Below are 16,760 nucleotides of genomic sequence, written 5' to 3' on the forward strand. Positions count from 1 at the left end.
GGAGCGAGGGGGAGAACGGTGACGTTCAGCGTCAGCTACGTCGAGCGCGACGGTGGTGGCGCCTGCCTGCGGCTCGCGGGCGAGCTGGACCTGAGCACCGCCCCCGAGCTGACCGCCGCGATCGACAAACTGGCCGCGGCGGGCGAGACCCGGGTGCTGCTCGACCTGACCGACCTCACGTTCTGCGACTCCACCGGGATGGCCGTGTTCGTCCGGGGCGACAACCAGGCGGCGGCCGACGGGGGTTGGCTCCGGCTCACCGGGGCCAACGGGCGGGTCGAGCGGGTGCTACGGGTGACCGGCCTCGCCGACGTGTTGCGCTACGAACCGGAGTCGGTCGACCCCGCGTCCCGTAGTGCTTCCTGATGGGCTAGATTTCCCCGCCAGCATTTCCCCGCCAACGCGGTGACCGTCAGGGTCCCGTCCCCGCCGACTCCGAGGCAGGTAGTGATGGGCGTAGACAGCCCGCAGCCGGTACGCATCCTGGTGGTCGACGACGACCCGGGTGACGTGCTCATGATCGAGGAGGCGCTGGCGGACTCCGACGTCGAGAAGATCATCGACGTGGTCAGTGACGGCGAGGAGGCGATGGAGTTTCTCCGCGCCGAGGGCCGGCACGAGCAGGCCCGCCGCCCGGACGTGATCCTGCTGGATCTGAACATGCCGCGCATGGACGGTCGGCAGGTGCTCGGGGCGGTCAAGCAGGACGAGGATCTGCGGACCATCCCGATCGTCGTGCTGACGACCTCCAACGCCGACACCGACATCGTCGGCAGCTACACGTTGCAGGCCAACGCGTACGTCACCAAGCCGATCGACCTGGACGACTTCAACGACGTGGTTCGCCGCATCGACGAGTTCTTCGGCCGGGTCGTCGTGCTGCCCAAGCGGAGCTGACGCCGGCGCCGCCCGGCGCATGCTGAACATTTTTCCCGAACCCCCTCGGCGCGAGCGGTCGCGGCCGAGGATCCAGGTGGGGAAGTAACAGCAGCTGCCTGGGGGGGCGACAGTATGAGGTTCTCCGTCGTTGAGACCGGTTACGACCAGCGGCAGGTGGATTACTGCCTGGACGAGTTGGGGATCCGGTTGTCCCGGCTCGCGGCGCGAGCCGAGGGCGCGGCCGGGGCGACCCGGGAGTGGGACGAGATCCGCCAGGAGGCGGCCTGGCTCAGCGGGCTCCTGCAACGACTGGACCTGGGCGACGCCACCACCACCAGGCCCGCCGGTGAGGCGGTGCGGCGGGAGGCCGCCGAGATCCTGGCCCAGGCCCGCGCCGAGCTGGACGATGCCCGCGAGGAGGCCCGGCTGGTGCGGGAGCGGGCGTACGCGGAGGCCGTGCAGACCCGACGTGACGTCGAGGCGGCGCTGGACGCCCGCCGGCGGCGCGAGGAGCGGGTGGACGAGATCCTCGACCAGCTGACGGCCGACCAGGTGCCCGTCGACACCCCGACTGCGGCTGCGGGCGTACCGGGCAGTCGGGTCGGAGTCGGCGGCCTGGACGCGGAGCCCCCGCCCGGCCGTCGCTGAGCCGCGCTGGCGCGGGTGCCCGGCTCAGGCGGTGAGCGCCGCCGCGACTGTGGTCGCCCGGTCCTCGTGCTGGGCGTACGCGTCGGGGTAGGCGGAGATCTGTACGGCCTGGGCGGCGGCGGTGACGCTCATGTCCTGCCAGCCGGGGATCTCGTTGAGCGCCGTGTAGAAGGCCCGCGCGGCGTACGACGGGCGCATCAGCTGGGCGACGGTGCCCCAGCCGCTGCTGGGGCGCTGCTGGAACAGCCCGACCGAGTCGTGGTCGGAGCCGCTGCCCTGGTTCGGGTACTCCGCCGACTCCGGGAGGACGTCGCTGGCCAGGTTGTAGAGGTTGCTCTCCTGCATGGCGGTGGACAGCGCCACCACCAGGGCGCGGCGGGGCATCTTCATCTCCAGGCCGACGTCCACGATGATCTTCGCGTTGTCCATCTGGGCCTGGTCGAGGCCGGCCACCGGCCGGGGGCGGCGGGGCTTGACCGGCTTCTTGGGCGCCTTGCGGACGGCGGTGGGAGTGGGGGTGGGTTTCGCCGTGGGGCTGGGCAGGATCCGGGCGGGGGCGACGTCGCGGTCCAGCGACCGGGAGGCGCGCTCGTCGGCGATCGCGGCGCGGTCGGCCACCGCCTCGGCGAGCGGCTCGACCGTACGGGGGGCTTCGTCGTTGCCTCGCGCGGTGGCGACGGCTACGAGGCTGAGGCAGCAGGTGACACCGGTGGCCAGCGCCACCCGCAGCGGGGTCGAGCCCAGCAGGGCACGCCGCGGCGGCTCGGGAACGCGGTGGCGGCCGATCGTCCGTTCGGTTGATGCGGCGTCGTCCGAGGGGGTGGTCGGGCGCGCGTCGGTCAGCTTCTGGGAGGAGGGGTCGGCGGGATGCACCTGCCGAGGTTAAAGAACCAAATGCCCGATGCCAGCAGCCCGTACGGTGGCATGCGCCACAATTTGCCCTGATCATGGTGACTTTAGTGGGCAAAGCCTGAGCGAAGCCGATCAACCACGCGGATCACACCAGACGGTTATTCCCGACTTGCCGGGCGAATCCGGTCGCTCCGCCACCCCTGCCGGCGTCACCGCCGGCCATCTTCCGGACTCACCCGAACAACCGAGGCATACCTCCACCAACCGGCCCCCCCGGCCCCAGGACCCTCTCCCTGCTACGCGATCTTGCACTTGCTGTCGTGACATAGGGGGCATCAACCCTGATATCGACGACCGAAAGTGCAAGATCGGCGCGGTGGAGTGCGGGCGTGCGGCGTGCGGGCGTGCGGGCGGTGGGTTAGTGCCGGCCGTTCTCGGCTGGGGTGACGGTCAGCCGGTGCCGGCTGGTGTCGCTGCTGGAGAACGGCCAGAGTCGGTCGGCGTACTCGACCAGATCGGCTAGTTGATCTCGGCTCAGGCCGGCTGAGGAGATCTCCGCGTGCACGTCTGCCCGGTATCGGCCGTCGTTGTCCCGGCCCAGCTTCGCCTCTGCCCGGACCTGCACGGTGTGGGCTTCGTCGGTGATCTCTCCGGCCACCTCCACCGCCGCGTGGTGCAGGCAGGAGGCGAAGGCCGCGGCCAGCAACTGTTCCGGGGTCAGCCCGGTGCAGTGCGGCGCCAGCGGTGAGGCCAGCGCGGTGGAGAGCCCGCCATCGTCGGTGCGTACGTGACCGCCTTCGGCGGTCGCTGTGGCCTCACGCAGCCAGGAACTCTGATCCGGCATCGCGTTTCTCCCGTCGCTCACCAGGCCGGCTTCCCCTTCGCCGCCCGACGAAACGCCGCCTGCCGTCCGGTCAGCGCCCGGCGGGCAGGTTCGGCTCGTGGGCCACGGCCACCGCCTCGGTGGCCTCAGCGGCGGCCCGTTCGGTCCAGGGCGACATCGGGGCCAGCCGGCGGGTCGTCGGGATCGTCATCGGCACGTACACCCGGGCGTCCACGGCCTCCGCCAGCAGCAGAGCGGCGACCAGACTGGTGGGACGCTGCTCGGGGTCGTCGGCGAGGCAGGAGTGGCACAGCTCGGCAACCTCCGGCGGGAGCCCGGCGATGTCGGGCAGCGGCTCCGGGGGCTGCCGGCGCCGTACGAGCAGCAGCTCGCTGGCGGTCGCCGCCCGGTACGGCAGGCGGGCGGTGAGGCTGTAGTAGAGCAGCACGCCGAGGGCGTACATGTCGGCGGCGGGAGTGGCCGGCGCCTCGTCGAGCTGTTCGGGCGCCAGGTACGCCGGGGTGCCCAGCACCATGCCACTCGGCATCGGGTCCGGTGCTCCGGCGGCGATGGCGATGCCGAAGTCGAGCACCTTCACCCCGGCCGGGGTGAGCATGACGTTGGCGGGTTTGACGTCCCGGTGCACGATGCCCTCGGCGTGCGCGGCGGCCAGCGCGGCGGCGACCTCCGCGCAGACCCGCACCGCGATCTGCCAGTCCAGTGGCCCGGCGCGCAGGTGCACGGCGAGGGTCTCACCCTCGGCCAACTCCATCACGATGTACGGCACCGGTCGACCGGGCCACGTCGAGGAGGTGCCGAAGTCGTGCACGCTCGCCACGTTCGGGTGCTCCAGGCGGGCCGCCGACCGGGCCTCCGCGCGGATCCGGTCCACCGGGCCGTCCCGATCCTCGCGGCCGGGCGAGATGAGCTTCACCGCGACCGGCCGGTCCAGCACCTGGTCGTACGCCCGCCACACCTCGGACATCCCGCCCACCCCGATGCGCTGTTCGAGCCGGTACCGCCCGTCCAGCATCCGCATCGACCGCTCCTCGCCCTCGCCCCGCCGGCGGCGGGGTGCTGAGGTGGCGGTACCCGGGCGCCAAGCTGGGCAAACCGGAGCCGGATTCGGGGGCAGGCGGCCCCGCGCACCTCGCTGCGCCGAAGCGGCGGGTGCGGTAGCTTGCGAGCCAGAGCCGGTGTCACCCATTGTGCCGGCACGGTCACCGAGGGGACGCCGCGATGAGCGAGGTCACCGTACGCTTCGTCGGCGGGCCCGCGGACGGCCTGGTCCGGTTGCTGCCGGCCGGGTCAGACGGCGCCCCACCCCAGCGCTGGATCATGCGGCACCCGGACGGCACGGGCCCGGTGCAGCCCGGCCCCGACCACCTCTACGAACGCGACCGGCCCGACGAGGCGGGCGGCTGGAGCATGCGTTTCGTGCGCACCGACGCCTACGGGGTGTCCGAGTGACCACGAGGCGGGGCTGACCGGTGGGGTCGCCGGCGTCGCGTCGGCCCGGCCGCACAGCTGGCGCACAGCTTCCGCAGGGGCGTGGCACAGGCGTGGCGACCACGATGGGGCGCATGGTCATGAACGGGCAGGCCGCGCCGAGCCGGATCGAGCTGCGTCGCCCCGACGGCGAACCCGTCCGGGTGCTGGTGGTCGACGACGAACCCACGCTCACCGACCTGCTGTCGATGGCCCTGCGCTACGAGGGCTGGCAGGTCCGCACCGCCGGCAACGGCATGGCGGCGTTGAGCACCGCCCGACAGTTCCAGCCGGACGCCGTGGTGCTCGACGTGATGCTGCCCGACCTGGACGGCTTCCAGGTGCTGCGCCGGCTGCGCGAGCACGCCCCCACAGTGCCGGTGCTCTTCCTGACCGCCCGCGACGCGGTCGAGGAACGCATCGCCGGGTTGACCGTCGGCGGCGACGACTACGTCACCAAACCGTTCAGCCTGGAAGAGGTGATCGCCCGTCTTCGCGCGCTGCTGCGCCGCTCCGGGCTGGCGATCGCCGCCCGGGAGGAGGCGGTGCTGACCGTCGGTGACCTCAGCCTCGACGAGGACAGCCACGAGGTCCGCCGGGCCGGCCAACTGGTCACCCTCACCGCGACCGAGTTCGAGCTGCTGCGCTACCTGATGCGCAACCCGCGCCGGGTGCTCAGCAAGGCGCAGATCCTCGACCGGGTGTGGAACTACGACTTCGGTGGCCAGGCCAACGTGGTGGAGCTGTACATCTCGTACCTGCGCAAGAAGATCGACGCCGGCCGGGCGCCGATGATCCACACGTTGCGCGGCGCGGGCTATGTCCTCAAACCCGCCGAGTAGCCGCCGCCCGCTGCGGGCCGTCCGTGGGTGGCTGGCCGGGCGCTCCCTGCGTACCCGACTGGTGTTCGCCCTGCTCGCGCTGCTGGCGTTGGTCAGCGTCGCCATCGGTGGCCTGACCACCGTGGCGCTGCGGCAGTTCCTGATCGACCGGCTCGACGCCCAGTTGGCCCCCGCGACGGCCATGCGGGGCGACCGGCCGGGACGGCCGGCCTTCCCCGGCAACGGACCGGGCATCCCGCCCGGGTTGCCGTCCGGCGCGGTGGTCGCCGAGATCACCGACGGCCGCGTGACAAGCGCCCGGACCCTGACCAGGAGCGTCTCCAGCGCCGATCCGTTCCCCGACGAGCAGTCCGTCCCGGTGGGGGAGGTCGCCGTGCTGGCGGACCTGCCGGTCGACGCCAGACCGCGCACCGTCGACCTCGGCGATCGCGGTGACTACCGGGCCGTGGCCCGGCAGTACTGGGACGGCCGGGTACGCGTCGTCGCGGTCCCCCTCTCCGGCGTCCAGGAGACCGTCTGGGCACTGGTCGCCGCGCAGGCCGGGGTGGCCGCCGTCGGGCTGGTCATCGCCGGAGCCGCCGGCGCGCTCATCGTGCGGGCGACCCTGCGACCGCTCAACCGGGTGGCCGCCACCGCCACCCGGGTCACCGAACTGCCCCTGGACCGGGGGGAGGTGGCGCTCGCCGTCCGGGTCCCGGCCGCCGACACCGACCCGCGCACCGAGGTCGGTCAGGTCGGCGCGGCGCTGAACCGGATGCTGGGCCACGTCGCCGACGCGCTCTCCGCTCGGCAGGCCAGCGAGACCCGGGTACGCCAGTTCGTCGCCGACGCCAGCCACGAGTTGCGGACGCCTCTCGCGGCGATCCGCGGCTACGCCGAGGTGGCTCGGCGTGGCCGTGACGAGGTTCCCGCCGACGTGGCGCACGCGCTGCGCCGGGTGGAGTCGGAGAGCACCCGGATGACCAGCCTCGTCGACGATTTGCTGCTGCTGGCACGCCTCGACACCGGTCGGCCGCTCGCTGTCGAACCGGTGGACCTGACCGCCCTGGTGGTGGACGCGGTCAGCGACGCGCACGTCGCCGGACCCGAGCACCGCTGGCAGCTCGAACTGCCCGAGGTGGCGATCCGGGTGCCCGGCGATGCCGCCCGACTGCACCAGGTGGTGGCGAACCTGCTCACCAACGCCCGGGTGCACACCCCGCCCGGCAGCACTGTCACCACCACGCTGGCCGTCGACGCCGCCAGCGCCGTGCTCACCGTCGCCGACGACGGGCCCGGGGTGCCGGTGGAGCTGCAACCGGAGATGTTCGAGCGGTTCGCCCGGGGCGACAGCTCCCGGTCCCGCGCGCACGGCAGCACCGGCCTCGGCCTCGCCATCGTCGCGGCCGTGGTGGAGGCCCACCACGGCACTGTCGAGGTGCAGAGCCGTCCAGGTCGGACACTGTTCACCGTCCGGCTGCCCAATCCCACAGCTGACGCATAGTCGGCGCACGGGGTCGCGCCAGCCCCGCCCCCGAGGCTGGCCGCATGGACAGAACAGAGACCCTGCCGACGGCACCCGCCGCACCCGAGCCGCCGCCAGCCTCCCGCCCCGACGAGCACTCACCGCCGACGCGCCGCTCGCCGGCCTGGGCCCGGCCCGCGCTGGTGATCCTGCTGCTCGCCACCGGCCTGCTCTACCTGTGGGGCCTGGGCGCGTCGGGCTGGGCGAACTCGTTCTACGCGGCGGCCGTGCAGGCCGGCTCGGTGAGCTGGAAGGCATTCCTCTACGGTTCGTCGGACGCCGCGAACTCCATCACCGTCGACAAGACACCCGCGTCGCTGTGGCTGATGGCACTGTCCGTGCGTGTCTTCGGGCTGAACAGCTGGGCGATGCTCGTGCCGCAGGCGCTCTGCGGGGTCGCCTCGGTCGGCGTGCTGCACGCGACGGTGAAGCGCTGGTACGGGCCGGCCGCCGGTCTGATCGCCGGCGCGGTCCTCGCTGTCACCCCGGTGGCGACGCTGATGTTCCGGTTCAACAACCCCGACGCGCTCCTGGTCCTGCTGCTGGTCGCCGGGGCGTACGCCACAGTGCGCGCGCTGGAGACGGCCAGCACCCGATGGATCGTGCTGGTCGGTGTGCTGGTCGGGTTCGGCTTCCTCACCAAGATGTTGCAGGCGTTCCTGGTGGTGCCGGTCTTCGCCGGCGTCTACCTGCTGGCCGCGCCGACCGGGCTGTGGCGGCGGGTCCGGCAACTGCTGCTGGCCGGGTTGGCGGTGGTGGTCTCCGCCGGCTGGTGGGTGGCACTGGTCGAGCTGGTGCCGGCCAGCGCCCGCCCGTACATCGGCGGTTCGCAGGGCAACAGCATCCTGGAGCTGACCCTCGGCTACAACGGTCTCGGCCGGATCACCGGCGAGGAGGTCGGCAGCGTCGGCGGCGGTGGCGCGCGGCCGGGTGGCGGCGGTGGCCCGTTCTCCGGGCAGAGCGGCGTGCTGCGGATGTTCGGCGGCGAGATCGGTGGTCAGGTCTCCTGGCTGCTGCCGGCCGCACTGATCCTGCTGGTGGTCGGCCTGCTGCTGGTCGGAAGAGCGGCCCGCACCGACCGCACCCGGGCCGGGCTGCTGCTGTGGGGCGGCTGGCTGCTGGTCACCGCCCTGATCTTCAGCTTCATGTCCGGGATCTTCCACGCCTACTACACGGTGGCGCTCGCACCGGCGATCGGCGCGCTCGTCGGCATCGGCGTGACGCTGCTCTGGCGGCAACGCCGACTGCTGCCCGCGTCCGCGGAAGGTGCCGGCACACGCTGGCAGCGGTGGCGTCCACTCGCCGCCACGGCGACGCTCGCCGGCACGCTCGCGGTCACCGTCTGGTGGGCGTGGGTGCTGCTCGGGCGCAGCCCCGACTGGTACCCGTGGCTGCGGACCACTGTGCTCGTCGCCGGCCTGGTCGGTGCGGCGCTGCTGCTGCTGGTCACCCGGCTGCCCCGCCGGTTGGTGCCGGTGGTGCTGGGCCTCGGCGCGGCGGTGGCCCTCGCCGGCCAGGTGGCGTACGCGGTGCAGACCGCCGCCACCCCGCACACCGGGTCGATCCCGAGCGCCGGCCCGTTCGTGGCGGGCGGGTTCGGCCGGGGCGGCTTCCCCGGCGGACGACCGCCCGGCGGCATGGAACTGCCGACCGGCGGTCAACTCCCCGGCGGCGGCCAGTTCCCGGGAGGCTTCCCGGACGGCGGCCAACTCCCCGGCGGCGGCCAGAACGACGGCGGCCAGAACGGTGGGGGCCGCAACGGCGGTCAGGGGCCAGGTTTCCCCGGCGGCGGCCGCAACGGCGTGCCCGGTGTCCCGGGCGGCGGCCAGGTCCCCGGCGGCCAGGGGCGCACGGCCGGTGGGGGAATGGGTGGGCTGCTCGACGCCCGCGAGCCCAGCGCCGCACTGCGCGAGCTGTTGGAGCGCGACAGTGCCGACTACACCTGGGTGGCGGCGACCATCGGCTCGAACAACGCGTCCGGTTACCAGCTCGCCACCGGCGAACCGGTGATGCCGATCGGCGGGTTCAACAGCAGTGACCCGTCACCGACGCTCACGCAGTTCCAGCGGTACGTGGCCGACGGGAAGATCCACTACTTCGTCGGTGGTGGTGGCTTCCGGGCCAACGGCGGCAGCTCGGCGTCCCAGGAGATCGCCGCCTGGGTGGCGGAGACGTTCACGGCGCAGACCGTCGACGGGGTCACCGTCTATGACCTCAGTGCCGGCACGGAGGCGTCATGACCGCGCTGGGCGGACCACGGGCCGCCATCCAGGCCCGACCCACCGCCGCCGTGCTGGACGTGGTGATCCCGGTCTACAACGAGGAGGTCGATCTCGGGCCGTGCGTACGGCGACTGCACGCCCACCTGAGCACGCACTTCCCGTACCCGTTCCAGATCACCATCGCCGACAACGCCAGTGTCGACGACACCCTGAAGGTGGCCGACGGCCTCGCCGGCGAGCTGCCCGGCGTCGAGGTGCTGCACCTGGACGCCAAGGGGCGGGGGAGGGCGCTCTCCGCCGCCTGGTCGGCGTCGTCAGCGCCGGTGCTGGCGTACATGGACGTGGACCTCTCCACCGACCTGGCAGCGCTGTTGCCGCTGGTCGCGCCGCTCATCTCCGGCCACTCCGACCTGGCGATCGGCACCCGGCTGGCGCGTACCTCCCGGGTGGTGCGCGGCGCCAAGCGGGAGGTCATCTCCCGCGCCTACAACCTGCTGCTGCGCGGCGCGTTGGCGGCACGGTTCTCCGACGCGCAGTGCGGGTTCAAGGCGATCCGCGCCGACGTGGCCGCCGAGTTGCTGCCGTTGGTGCGGGACACCGGCTGGTTCTTCGACACCGAGCTGCTGGTGCTGGCCCAGCGGGCCGGGCTGCGGATCCATGAGGTGCCGGTGGACTGGGTCGACGACCCGGACAGCCGTGTGGACATCGTCGCCACCGCCCTGGCCGACCTGCGTGGCGTGGGCCGGCTGGGCCGGGCGCTGCTGACCGGCGCGCTGCCCCTGGCCGACCTGCGCGCCCAGCTTGGCCGGGCGCCGCTGACCGGGCCGCGTGCCCGGCGCGGCCCGGCGCTGCCGGGGCAGGTGCCGGTCGGGTTGCCCCGGCAGCTGGTCCGGTTCGCGGCGGTCGGCGTGGCGAGCACGCTCGCGTACCTGCTGCTGTTCGTGGCCACCCGGGGCCTGCTCGGCGCGCAGCCGGCGAACCTGCTGGCGTTGTTGGTGACAGCGCTGGCGAACACGGCCGCGAACCGGCGGCTGACGTTCGGCATCAGCGGACGCCGGCACGCCGCCCGGCATCACGCGCAGGGGTTGCTGGCCTTCGCCCTAGGCCTGGCGTTGACAAGTGGCGCGTTGGCCGCGCTGCACACCGTCTCGGCCGTGCCGGCCCGGCCGGTGGAGCTGGCCGTGCTGGTGGTCGCGAACCTGGCCGCCACAGTGCTGCGGTTCGTGCTGCTGCGCCTGGGCATGCACCACCGCCGCACCTGAGGCACCGGCCGGTCAGCCGCTCAGCATCTCGGTGAGGACCTCGACGACGCGGCGGGTGTGCCGCCCGTCGGGGTCCTCGTCGGGGTTCAGGTCGGTCACGCTCATCCCGAGCAGCCGGTCGGCGCGGGCCAGCGGCGTGACCAGCGCGATCAGGTCGGCCCAGCGTGGCCCGTCCGGCTCGGGGTAGGTCACCGCGGGCAGGTCGCGCGGGTCCACCACGTCCAGGTCGAGGTGCAGCCAGGTCGGTCCGTCGCCGTCGTCGGCAAGCCCTGCTCCGACCGTCGCCGCGCCCCGGTGCAGCAATTCGGCGGCGTTGACCTGGTGGATCGCCGGGTCGATCCGGGCTGCCTCGACCCGGCTGCTCTCGTCGGTGGGCGGGCGGTGCCCGAGCAGGTGGACGCGGTTCGGCTCGATCAGCGTGCCGTCGGGGCCGACGGCGGTGGTGGGGCCGTGCCCGGTGACCACCGAGAGGTCCATGTCGGCGGCCTCACCGGTCGGCGAGGTCGTGCCGTCGAGGAAGTCCGGGTGGGCGTCGACGAACCACAGGTCGGTCGCCGGGGGCAGGGCCCGGCAGATGCCGGGCAGGATCGCGCAGTCGCCGCCGAGTACCAGTGGTCGGTGGCCGTCCGCGATCAGCGCGCCGATCCGCGCGGCGATGGCGCCGCCGGCCCGGACCAGGCCGGCCGCGCCGATCACACCGCTGGCCGGGTCGCGGTTCGGGTCGCGCAACCGCGCCTCGTCGATCCGCCCGTCGTCGTCGGCGGCCAGGGCCTCGCGCAGGCCGGCCCGGCGCAGCGCGGCCGGGGCCCGCTCCTCGCCGCGCCCGGCGCCGGAGGAGTCCAGCGGCGCGTCCACGATCATCCAGCGCACGTCCGCAGCGTACCGGCGGGATCGGCCGGTCCCGGCCACATTCTGTGGTGAGGCTGGGAGTGCGCCGATGTGCCCGCGACGGCGACAGGGACCGGCGTACGGTGATGGACAAGTCCGGCTTTCTGGGTTAAAAGCCTCATTGGTGTACGCCTGGGACGCCGGTGTCGAGGCGGCGAGGGCAAGGAGCGATCGGTGGAACATCTGGCCTACCTGGACGCGGGGTCCGGCAGCCTGATCGTGCAGGCGGTCGTCGGTGGGGTGGCTGGCGCCGCGGTCGCCGCGAAGCTCTACTGGCGACGGCTGGTCGACCGGTTCCGCCGGCAACCCACCGACCAGCGCTGAGCGGGCCAGTTCCGACGATGGCGATCTCACCCACCGAGGTACGGCCCGAGCCGGCCTCCTTCCGCGACCCGGCCAACCGGGTCTTCCACGTCGGCGACGAGGTGCTGCGCGGGCTGGACACGCAGGCCGCCGAGCACTGGCGTGCACTGACCGGCAGCACGTTCTTCCCGGCGCTCGTCGCCGCACGCAAGGTCTGCGCCACCGAGGACGCCCCGCCGACCCTGGTGCCCGCCGCGACCGGGACGCCGTGGGCCGCCGTGCTGCGCCACGAACGCATCCCGTTCGTCTCCCACCCGTACGAGTGGTCGTTCAGCATGCTGCGCGACGCCGCCCTGCTGCACCTGGAGATCCTGAACGCCGCACTCGGCGAGGGTTTCACCACCAAGGACGGCTCGGCCTACAACCTCCAGTGGCGCGGCGCCGAGCCGGTCTTCATCGACATCGGCTCCTTCGAGCCGGTCCGCGACGGCGAACCGTGGGCCGGCTACCGGCAGTTCTGCCAGACGGTGCTCTACCCGCTGATGCTCACCGCCCACCTGGGCGTCGACTTCCAACCGTGGCTGCGCGCCCGGGTCGACGGCATCGAGGCCGACGAGCTGCGGCCGCTGTTCCACGGGGCCCGCCGGCTGCGCCCCGGCGTGCTGACCCACCTGCACCTGCACGGGGCCATGCAGCAACGCAACTCCGCCGCCAGCACCACCGAGGTCCGCGACCAACTGCGCGCCGCCGGCTTCTCCCGGGAGTTGCTGCTCGCCACCGTACGCGGCATCGAGAAACTGGTCCGCAAGCTGGACCGCCGCCCGCCCGGGAGCCACTGGTCGGACTACCAACGCACCTGCGGCTACTCGGCCCGCGACCGGGTGGCGAAGGAACAGTTCGTGGCCGCCGCGGTGGCCGCCGGCACCCGCCCGCGCCTGGTGCTCGACCTCGGCGCTAACGACGGCCGGTACTCCCGGCTGGCGGCCGGGCACGCCGACTACGTGGTCGCCGTCGAGCAGGACCCGACGGTCGTCGACGAGCTGTACCGACAGCTGCGCGCCGAGGGGCAGCGCCGCATCCTCCCGCTGGTGCTGGACCTCGCCGATCCCTCGCCAGGAGGCGGCTGGCGCGGCGTCGAGCGGGCCGGTTTCGCCGAGCGAGCGTCCGCCGACGTGGTGCTCGCCCTGGCCGTGGTGCACCACCTGGCGATCGGACGCAACGTGCCACTGCCGGAGGTCATCGACTGGCTGGCCGGGCTCACCGCGCCGGGCGGCGCGGTGGTGGTGGAGTTCGTCCACCCGGAGGACCCGATGGCGACCCGGCTGCTGGCCAACAAGCCCGCCGGTCTCTTCCCGGACTACCGACGCGACACCTTCGAGACGTTGCTCGCCGCCCGGGGGCGGATCACCGACCGGCTGGAACTGCCCTCCGGCACCCGCACGCTCTACCGGACGGTGATGGGTGGCTGAACCGCTGTGGGACCAGGGCTGGCGAGGCGAGCTGGGTCGGCTGCTGGAGATCGTCGCGCTGGTCGGTTTCGTGGTCACCCAGCCGCTGCTGGACGTGCTCGGCCGCAGCCCCGACTTCTTCCTCTTCCACAGCGCCGACCCGGCCCAGATCCTGCTGCTCGTCGCCCTGGTGACGGTGATCCCCACAGTCGCGGTGGCGCTGCCGGCCGCACTCAGCCGACTGGCCGGCCGGACCGCCCGCGCCATCACCCACACCGCGCTGGTCGGGCTGTTGGTCGCCGCCCTCGCCGTGCAGGTGGGCCGACACGTGACGCCACTTCGGGGCGTACCGCTGCTGCTGGTGGCCGCCCTCGCCGGAGCCGCCGGCGCGGCCGCACACCGGCGGTGGCGGGCGCCGGGCCGGGTGCTGCGCCTGGCCGCCGCCGGCCCGGTGGCCTTCGTGGCGCTCTTCGTGCTCGCCTCACCCACCTCGGCGGTGGTCCTGCCGCGCGGCGACGGCGGCGCGGCCGGCACCGCGCAGGGCTCGGCCGTGCACCCGCCGGTGGTCATGCTGATCCTCGACGAGCTGCCACTGGTCAGCCTGCTCGGCGCGGACGGGAAGGTCGACGCCGCGCGGTACCCGCACTTCGCCGAGCTGGCCGGCGGATCCACCTGGTACCGCAACTCCACCGGCGTCAGCGGGTGGACGCCCAACGCGCTGCCGGCGATGCTCACCGGCCGCTACCCGGCCAAGCCGGTCGCCCCGCACTACTCGCAGTACCCGGACAACATCTTCACCGCCTTCGGCGGCCTGTACGACATTCGCGCCGAGGAGAGCATCACCCGGCTCTGCCCACCGAGTCGCTGCGAGCAGCCGGTCACCCCGGAACAGGGCCTCGGCGTGCTGGTCCGCGAGACGGGCAAGTTGCTCGGCCGGGTCGCCGGGCCGACGGAGAGCGCCGTCGACCCGGAAGACTCCTACCGCGAGCAGACCCGGGCCGAGGCCGGCCTGGACGCCGCCGAACCGGTGCCGGCCGACCCGAAGTTCCGCTGGGACAGCCTGGACGACAACCAACCGGCCCGGTTCACCAGTTTCCTCGCCGGGCTGAAGCCGACGACCCGGCCCACCCTGCACTTCCTGCACCTGCTGATGCCGCACTCACCGTGGGCGTACCTGCCGTCCGGGGCGCGCTACGACGCCCCGGAGGACCTGCCCAACGACGGCGCCGGGTGGGTCGACCTGGCCCGGCAGCGGCACCTCGCCCAGCTCGGCTACACCGACCGGCTGATCGGCGAGACGCTGCGGACGCTGCGCGCCAACGGCCTCTACGACCAGGCGCTCGTCGTGGTGACCGCCGACCACGGGGTCAGCTTCCGCCCCGGCGCCCAGGGCCGGGGCATGGACGCCATCAAGGCCGCCGCCGGCGAGGTCGCCTGGGTGCCGACGTTCGTCAAGGAACCCCGGCAGCAGACCGGCCGGGTGGACGACCGCAACTGGGAACACGTCGACCTGCTGCCGACAGTGGCCGACGAGGCCGGCATCCGGTTGCCCTGGCGGGTCGACGGGCGCTCCGCCCGGCAGGCCCCCCGCACCGACGGTACGAAGCACTTCTACGACCGCCCCGGCGAACCGGTCACCTTCCCCGGTGGCGTACCCACCCCGCCACCCCAGCCGACACCGCACCCCCTGGTCGGCACCGAGGTACGCGCCGGCCCTGCCGCCGGCAGCGCCCGGGTCGCCGACCTGGCCGCGTTCACCGCCACCGACCCGGACACCGGCACCCTCCCGGCGCTCGTCTGGGGCGACGTCCCGGACCGGATCCCGGACGGCACCCTCCTCGCGGTGGCCGTCAACGGCCGCATCGGGGCCGTCGTCCCGGTGGTGCCCGCCGACCCGGGCGGACGTCGGTTCGCCGCGCTGCTCGCCGACGACAAGCTGTTCCACGCCGGCACCAACCAGCTCGACGTCTTCCAGGTCGCGACGGACGGTACGCTGCGACGCCTCGCCCTGTCGTGACAAGGTTTCCGGGTTCGCTCCGGTCTGGCTTCCGGGTTGGTCCGGTCCGGTCCCGGGGTCGGTCCGGTCCGGTCCCGTCTGGCGGGATGCCGGGTTTCCCGGCCGCCCGGTCGGGAATCGGGTGACGCATACCTCACCGCCGAACCACGGCGGGCGTTGTCCCCCGGGCCGCAATTACGGTAGAAGCGAAGGCAATTCAACGTAGATCTGCCGGCGAAGCGAGGAACCACATGACGGAAGTCAAGCTCGATCACCCCGGTGGGCAGCTGTCGATGCCGGTGCATCCTGCGGTCGAGGGCCCCGCCGGTATCGGGGTGAGCAAGCTGCTGAAGGAAACCGGGATGACCACGTACGACCCCGGTTTCGTCAACACCGCCGCTGCCTCATCCGCGATCACCTACATCGACGGCGACGCGGGGATCCTGCGTTACCGGGGGTACCCGATCGAGCAGTTGGCCGAGAAGTCCTCCTTCCTGGAGGTCTCCTACCTGCTCATCTACGGTGAGCTGCCGACGGAGCAGCAGCTGACCGAGTTCACCGAGTGGATTCGGCGGCACTCGCTGCTGCACGAGGAGATGCGCCGCTTCTTCGACGGCTTCCCCCGGGACGCCCACCCGATGGCGGTGCTCTCGTCCGCGGTGAGCGCCCTGTCCACCTTCTACCAGGACAGCCTGGACCCGTTCGACTCCGAGCACGTGGAGATCTCCACGGTCCGGCTGATGGCGAAGGTCCCCACCATCGCCTCGTACGCCTACAAGAAGTCCATCGGTCAGCCGCTGCTGTACCCGGACAACTCGCTGGGGTACGTGGACAACCTGCTGCGGATGACGTTCGGCGTGCCGGCGGAGCCGTACGAGGTCGACCCGGTGATGTCGAAGGTGCTGGACATGCTGTTCGTCCTGCACGCCGACCACGAGCAGAACTGCTCCACGTCGACCGTCCGCCTGGTCGGTTCCAGCAACGCCAACCTGTTCGCCTCGGTCTCGGCCGGCGTGAACGCGTTGTTCGGCCCGCTGCACGGCGGCGCGAACCAGGCGGTGCTGGAGATGCTCCAGCAGATCCACGCCGGCGACGGCGACGTCCGGTCCTTCGTCCGCAAGGTGAAGGACAAGCAGGACGGCGTCAAGCTGATGGGCTTCGGCCACCGGGTCTACAAGAACTACGACCCGCGGGCGGCGATCGTCAAGAAGGCCGCGCAGGACGTGCTGGGCCGGATGGCCAAGCCGGACCCGCTGCTGGACATCGCCATGGAGCTGGAGGAGATCGCCCTCGCCGACGACTTCTTCGTCTCCCGTCGGCTCTACCCGAACGTGGACTTCTACACCGGCCTGATCTACAAGGCCATGGGTTTCCCGACCAAGATGTTCACTGTGCTCTTCGCGCTTGGCCGGCTCCCCGGCTGGATCGCCCAGTGGCGCGAGATGATCAGCGACCCGGAGACCAAGATCGGCCGTCCGCGGCAGGTCTACGTCGGCTCCGCCGAGCGGGACTACGTCCCCTTCGGCGAGCGCTGACCCGCTCCTCGCCTCACCAGCAGGCCGTCGACCCCTCCGGGTCGGCGGCCTGCCGCGTTCCCGCAGTCCG

Annotated in this window: 16 protein-coding genes; 12 read left to right on the plus strand and 4 right to left on the minus strand. The window is 72.8% G+C overall.

Features of this window, described 5'->3' with window-relative positions:
- The first annotated feature begins 18 nt into the window (after positions 1 to 18).
- The 3 genes from IW249_RS34810 (at position 19) to IW249_RS23635 (ending at position 1,527) form a co-directional block, all read left to right on the plus strand.
- Positions 19 to 366 (plus strand): STAS domain-containing protein, encoded by a 348-nt coding sequence (locus tag IW249_RS34810; protein WP_196922764.1) that lies wholly within the window; start codon positions 19 to 21, stop codon positions 364 to 366.
- Between the two features lie 84 nt (positions 367 to 450).
- Entirely contained in the window at positions 451 to 897 is a 447-nt protein-coding gene (locus IW249_RS23630; RefSeq protein WP_196922765.1) for a response regulator, read from the plus strand.
- A 114-nt stretch (positions 898 to 1,011) separates the two neighbouring features.
- Positions 1,012 to 1,527 carry an ATP synthase subunit B family protein gene (locus IW249_RS23635; protein ID WP_196922766.1) on the plus strand — a complete coding sequence of 172 codons (516 nt, stop codon included), beginning with the start codon at positions 1,012 to 1,014 and terminating at the stop codon, positions 1,525 to 1,527.
- Positions 1,528 to 1,551: 24 nt separating this feature from the next.
- Here IW249_RS23635 and IW249_RS23640 read toward each other — a convergent pair whose 3' ends face one another.
- From IW249_RS23640 to IW249_RS23650, 3 genes are all read right to left on the minus strand, one after another.
- Positions 1,552 to 2,400 (minus strand): hypothetical protein, encoded by an 849-nt coding sequence (locus tag IW249_RS23640; RefSeq protein WP_196922767.1) that lies wholly within the window; start codon positions 2,398 to 2,400, stop codon positions 1,552 to 1,554.
- 397 nt (positions 2,401 to 2,797) lie between these two features.
- The gene (locus tag IW249_RS23645) at positions 2,798 to 3,223 is read right to left on the minus strand and encodes an OsmC family protein (protein ID WP_196922768.1); all 426 of its coding nucleotides are present in this window, start codon (positions 3,221 to 3,223) and stop codon (positions 2,798 to 2,800) included.
- Positions 3,224 to 3,293: 70 nt separating this feature from the next.
- Complete coding sequence (locus IW249_RS23650) at positions 3,294 to 4,241, minus strand: serine/threonine-protein kinase (protein WP_196922769.1); 948 nt, start codon at positions 4,239 to 4,241, stop codon at positions 3,294 to 3,296.
- 200 nt (positions 4,242 to 4,441) lie between these two features.
- Here IW249_RS23650 and IW249_RS23655 point away from each other — a divergent pair, with 200 nt between their 5' ends.
- The 5 genes from IW249_RS23655 to IW249_RS23675 all read left to right on the plus strand — a co-directional run bounded on the left by IW249_RS23655 (position 4,442) and on the right by IW249_RS23675 (position 10,520).
- A complete protein-coding gene (locus tag IW249_RS23655) occupies positions 4,442 to 4,672 on the plus strand; it encodes a DUF8847 domain-containing protein (RefSeq protein ID WP_091408172.1) in 231 nt (76 codons plus the stop codon).
- A 119-nt stretch (positions 4,673 to 4,791) separates the two neighbouring features.
- Entirely contained in the window at positions 4,792 to 5,532 is a 741-nt protein-coding gene (locus tag IW249_RS23660; RefSeq protein ID WP_372433046.1) for a response regulator transcription factor, read from the plus strand.
- Positions 5,510 to 7,015, plus strand: a complete 1,506-nt coding sequence (locus IW249_RS23665) for a sensor histidine kinase (protein ID WP_196922770.1) — start codon at positions 5,510 to 5,512, stop codon at positions 7,013 to 7,015. The genes IW249_RS23660 and IW249_RS23665 overlap by 23 nt, the downstream gene beginning before the upstream one ends.
- Before the next feature lie 44 nt (positions 7,016 to 7,059).
- Entirely contained in the window at positions 7,060 to 9,276 is a 2,217-nt protein-coding gene (locus IW249_RS23670) for an ArnT family glycosyltransferase (protein WP_196922771.1), read from the plus strand.
- Positions 9,273 to 10,520 (plus strand): bifunctional glycosyltransferase family 2/GtrA family protein, encoded by a 1,248-nt coding sequence (locus IW249_RS23675; RefSeq protein ID WP_196922772.1) that lies wholly within the window; start codon positions 9,273 to 9,275, stop codon positions 10,518 to 10,520. The genes IW249_RS23670 and IW249_RS23675 overlap by 4 nt, the downstream gene beginning before the upstream one ends.
- Before the next feature lie 12 nt (positions 10,521 to 10,532).
- Here the strand turns inward: IW249_RS23675 and IW249_RS23680 are convergent, their stop codons facing one another.
- On the minus strand, positions 10,533 to 11,381 hold the full coding sequence (locus IW249_RS23680; RefSeq protein ID WP_231393961.1) for an arginase family protein: 849 nt from the start codon (positions 11,379 to 11,381) through the stop codon (positions 10,533 to 10,535).
- A gap of 201 nt (positions 11,382 to 11,582) precedes the next feature.
- On the opposite strand from IW249_RS23680, the gene IW249_RS23685 reads away from it, so the two are divergent.
- From IW249_RS23685 to IW249_RS23700, 4 genes are all read left to right on the plus strand, one after another.
- Positions 11,583 to 11,732: a hypothetical protein gene (locus tag IW249_RS23685; protein ID WP_165947858.1), complete on the plus strand. Its 150-nt coding sequence runs from the start codon at positions 11,583 to 11,585 to the stop codon at positions 11,730 to 11,732.
- Positions 11,733 to 11,749: 17 nt separating this feature from the next.
- On the plus strand, positions 11,750 to 13,180 hold the full coding sequence (locus IW249_RS23690; protein ID WP_196922774.1) for a class I SAM-dependent methyltransferase: 1,431 nt from the start codon (positions 11,750 to 11,752) through the stop codon (positions 13,178 to 13,180).
- Positions 13,173 to 15,176, plus strand: a complete 2,004-nt coding sequence (locus tag IW249_RS23695) for a sulfatase-like hydrolase/transferase (RefSeq protein ID WP_196922775.1) — start codon at positions 13,173 to 13,175, stop codon at positions 15,174 to 15,176. Before IW249_RS23690 ends, IW249_RS23695 begins: the two co-directional genes overlap by 8 nt.
- A gap of 230 nt (positions 15,177 to 15,406) precedes the next feature.
- Positions 15,407 to 16,690, plus strand: coding sequence for a citrate synthase (locus IW249_RS23700; protein WP_091408199.1), 1,284 nt, complete (start codon positions 15,407 to 15,409; stop codon positions 16,688 to 16,690).
- The last annotated feature ends 70 nt before the right edge of the window (positions 16,691 to 16,760 follow it).

This window comes from Micromonospora vinacea, from assembly GCF_015751785.1.
In the GTDB taxonomy this organism is placed as follows: domain Bacteria; phylum Actinomycetota; class Actinomycetes; order Mycobacteriales; family Micromonosporaceae; genus Micromonospora; species Micromonospora vinacea.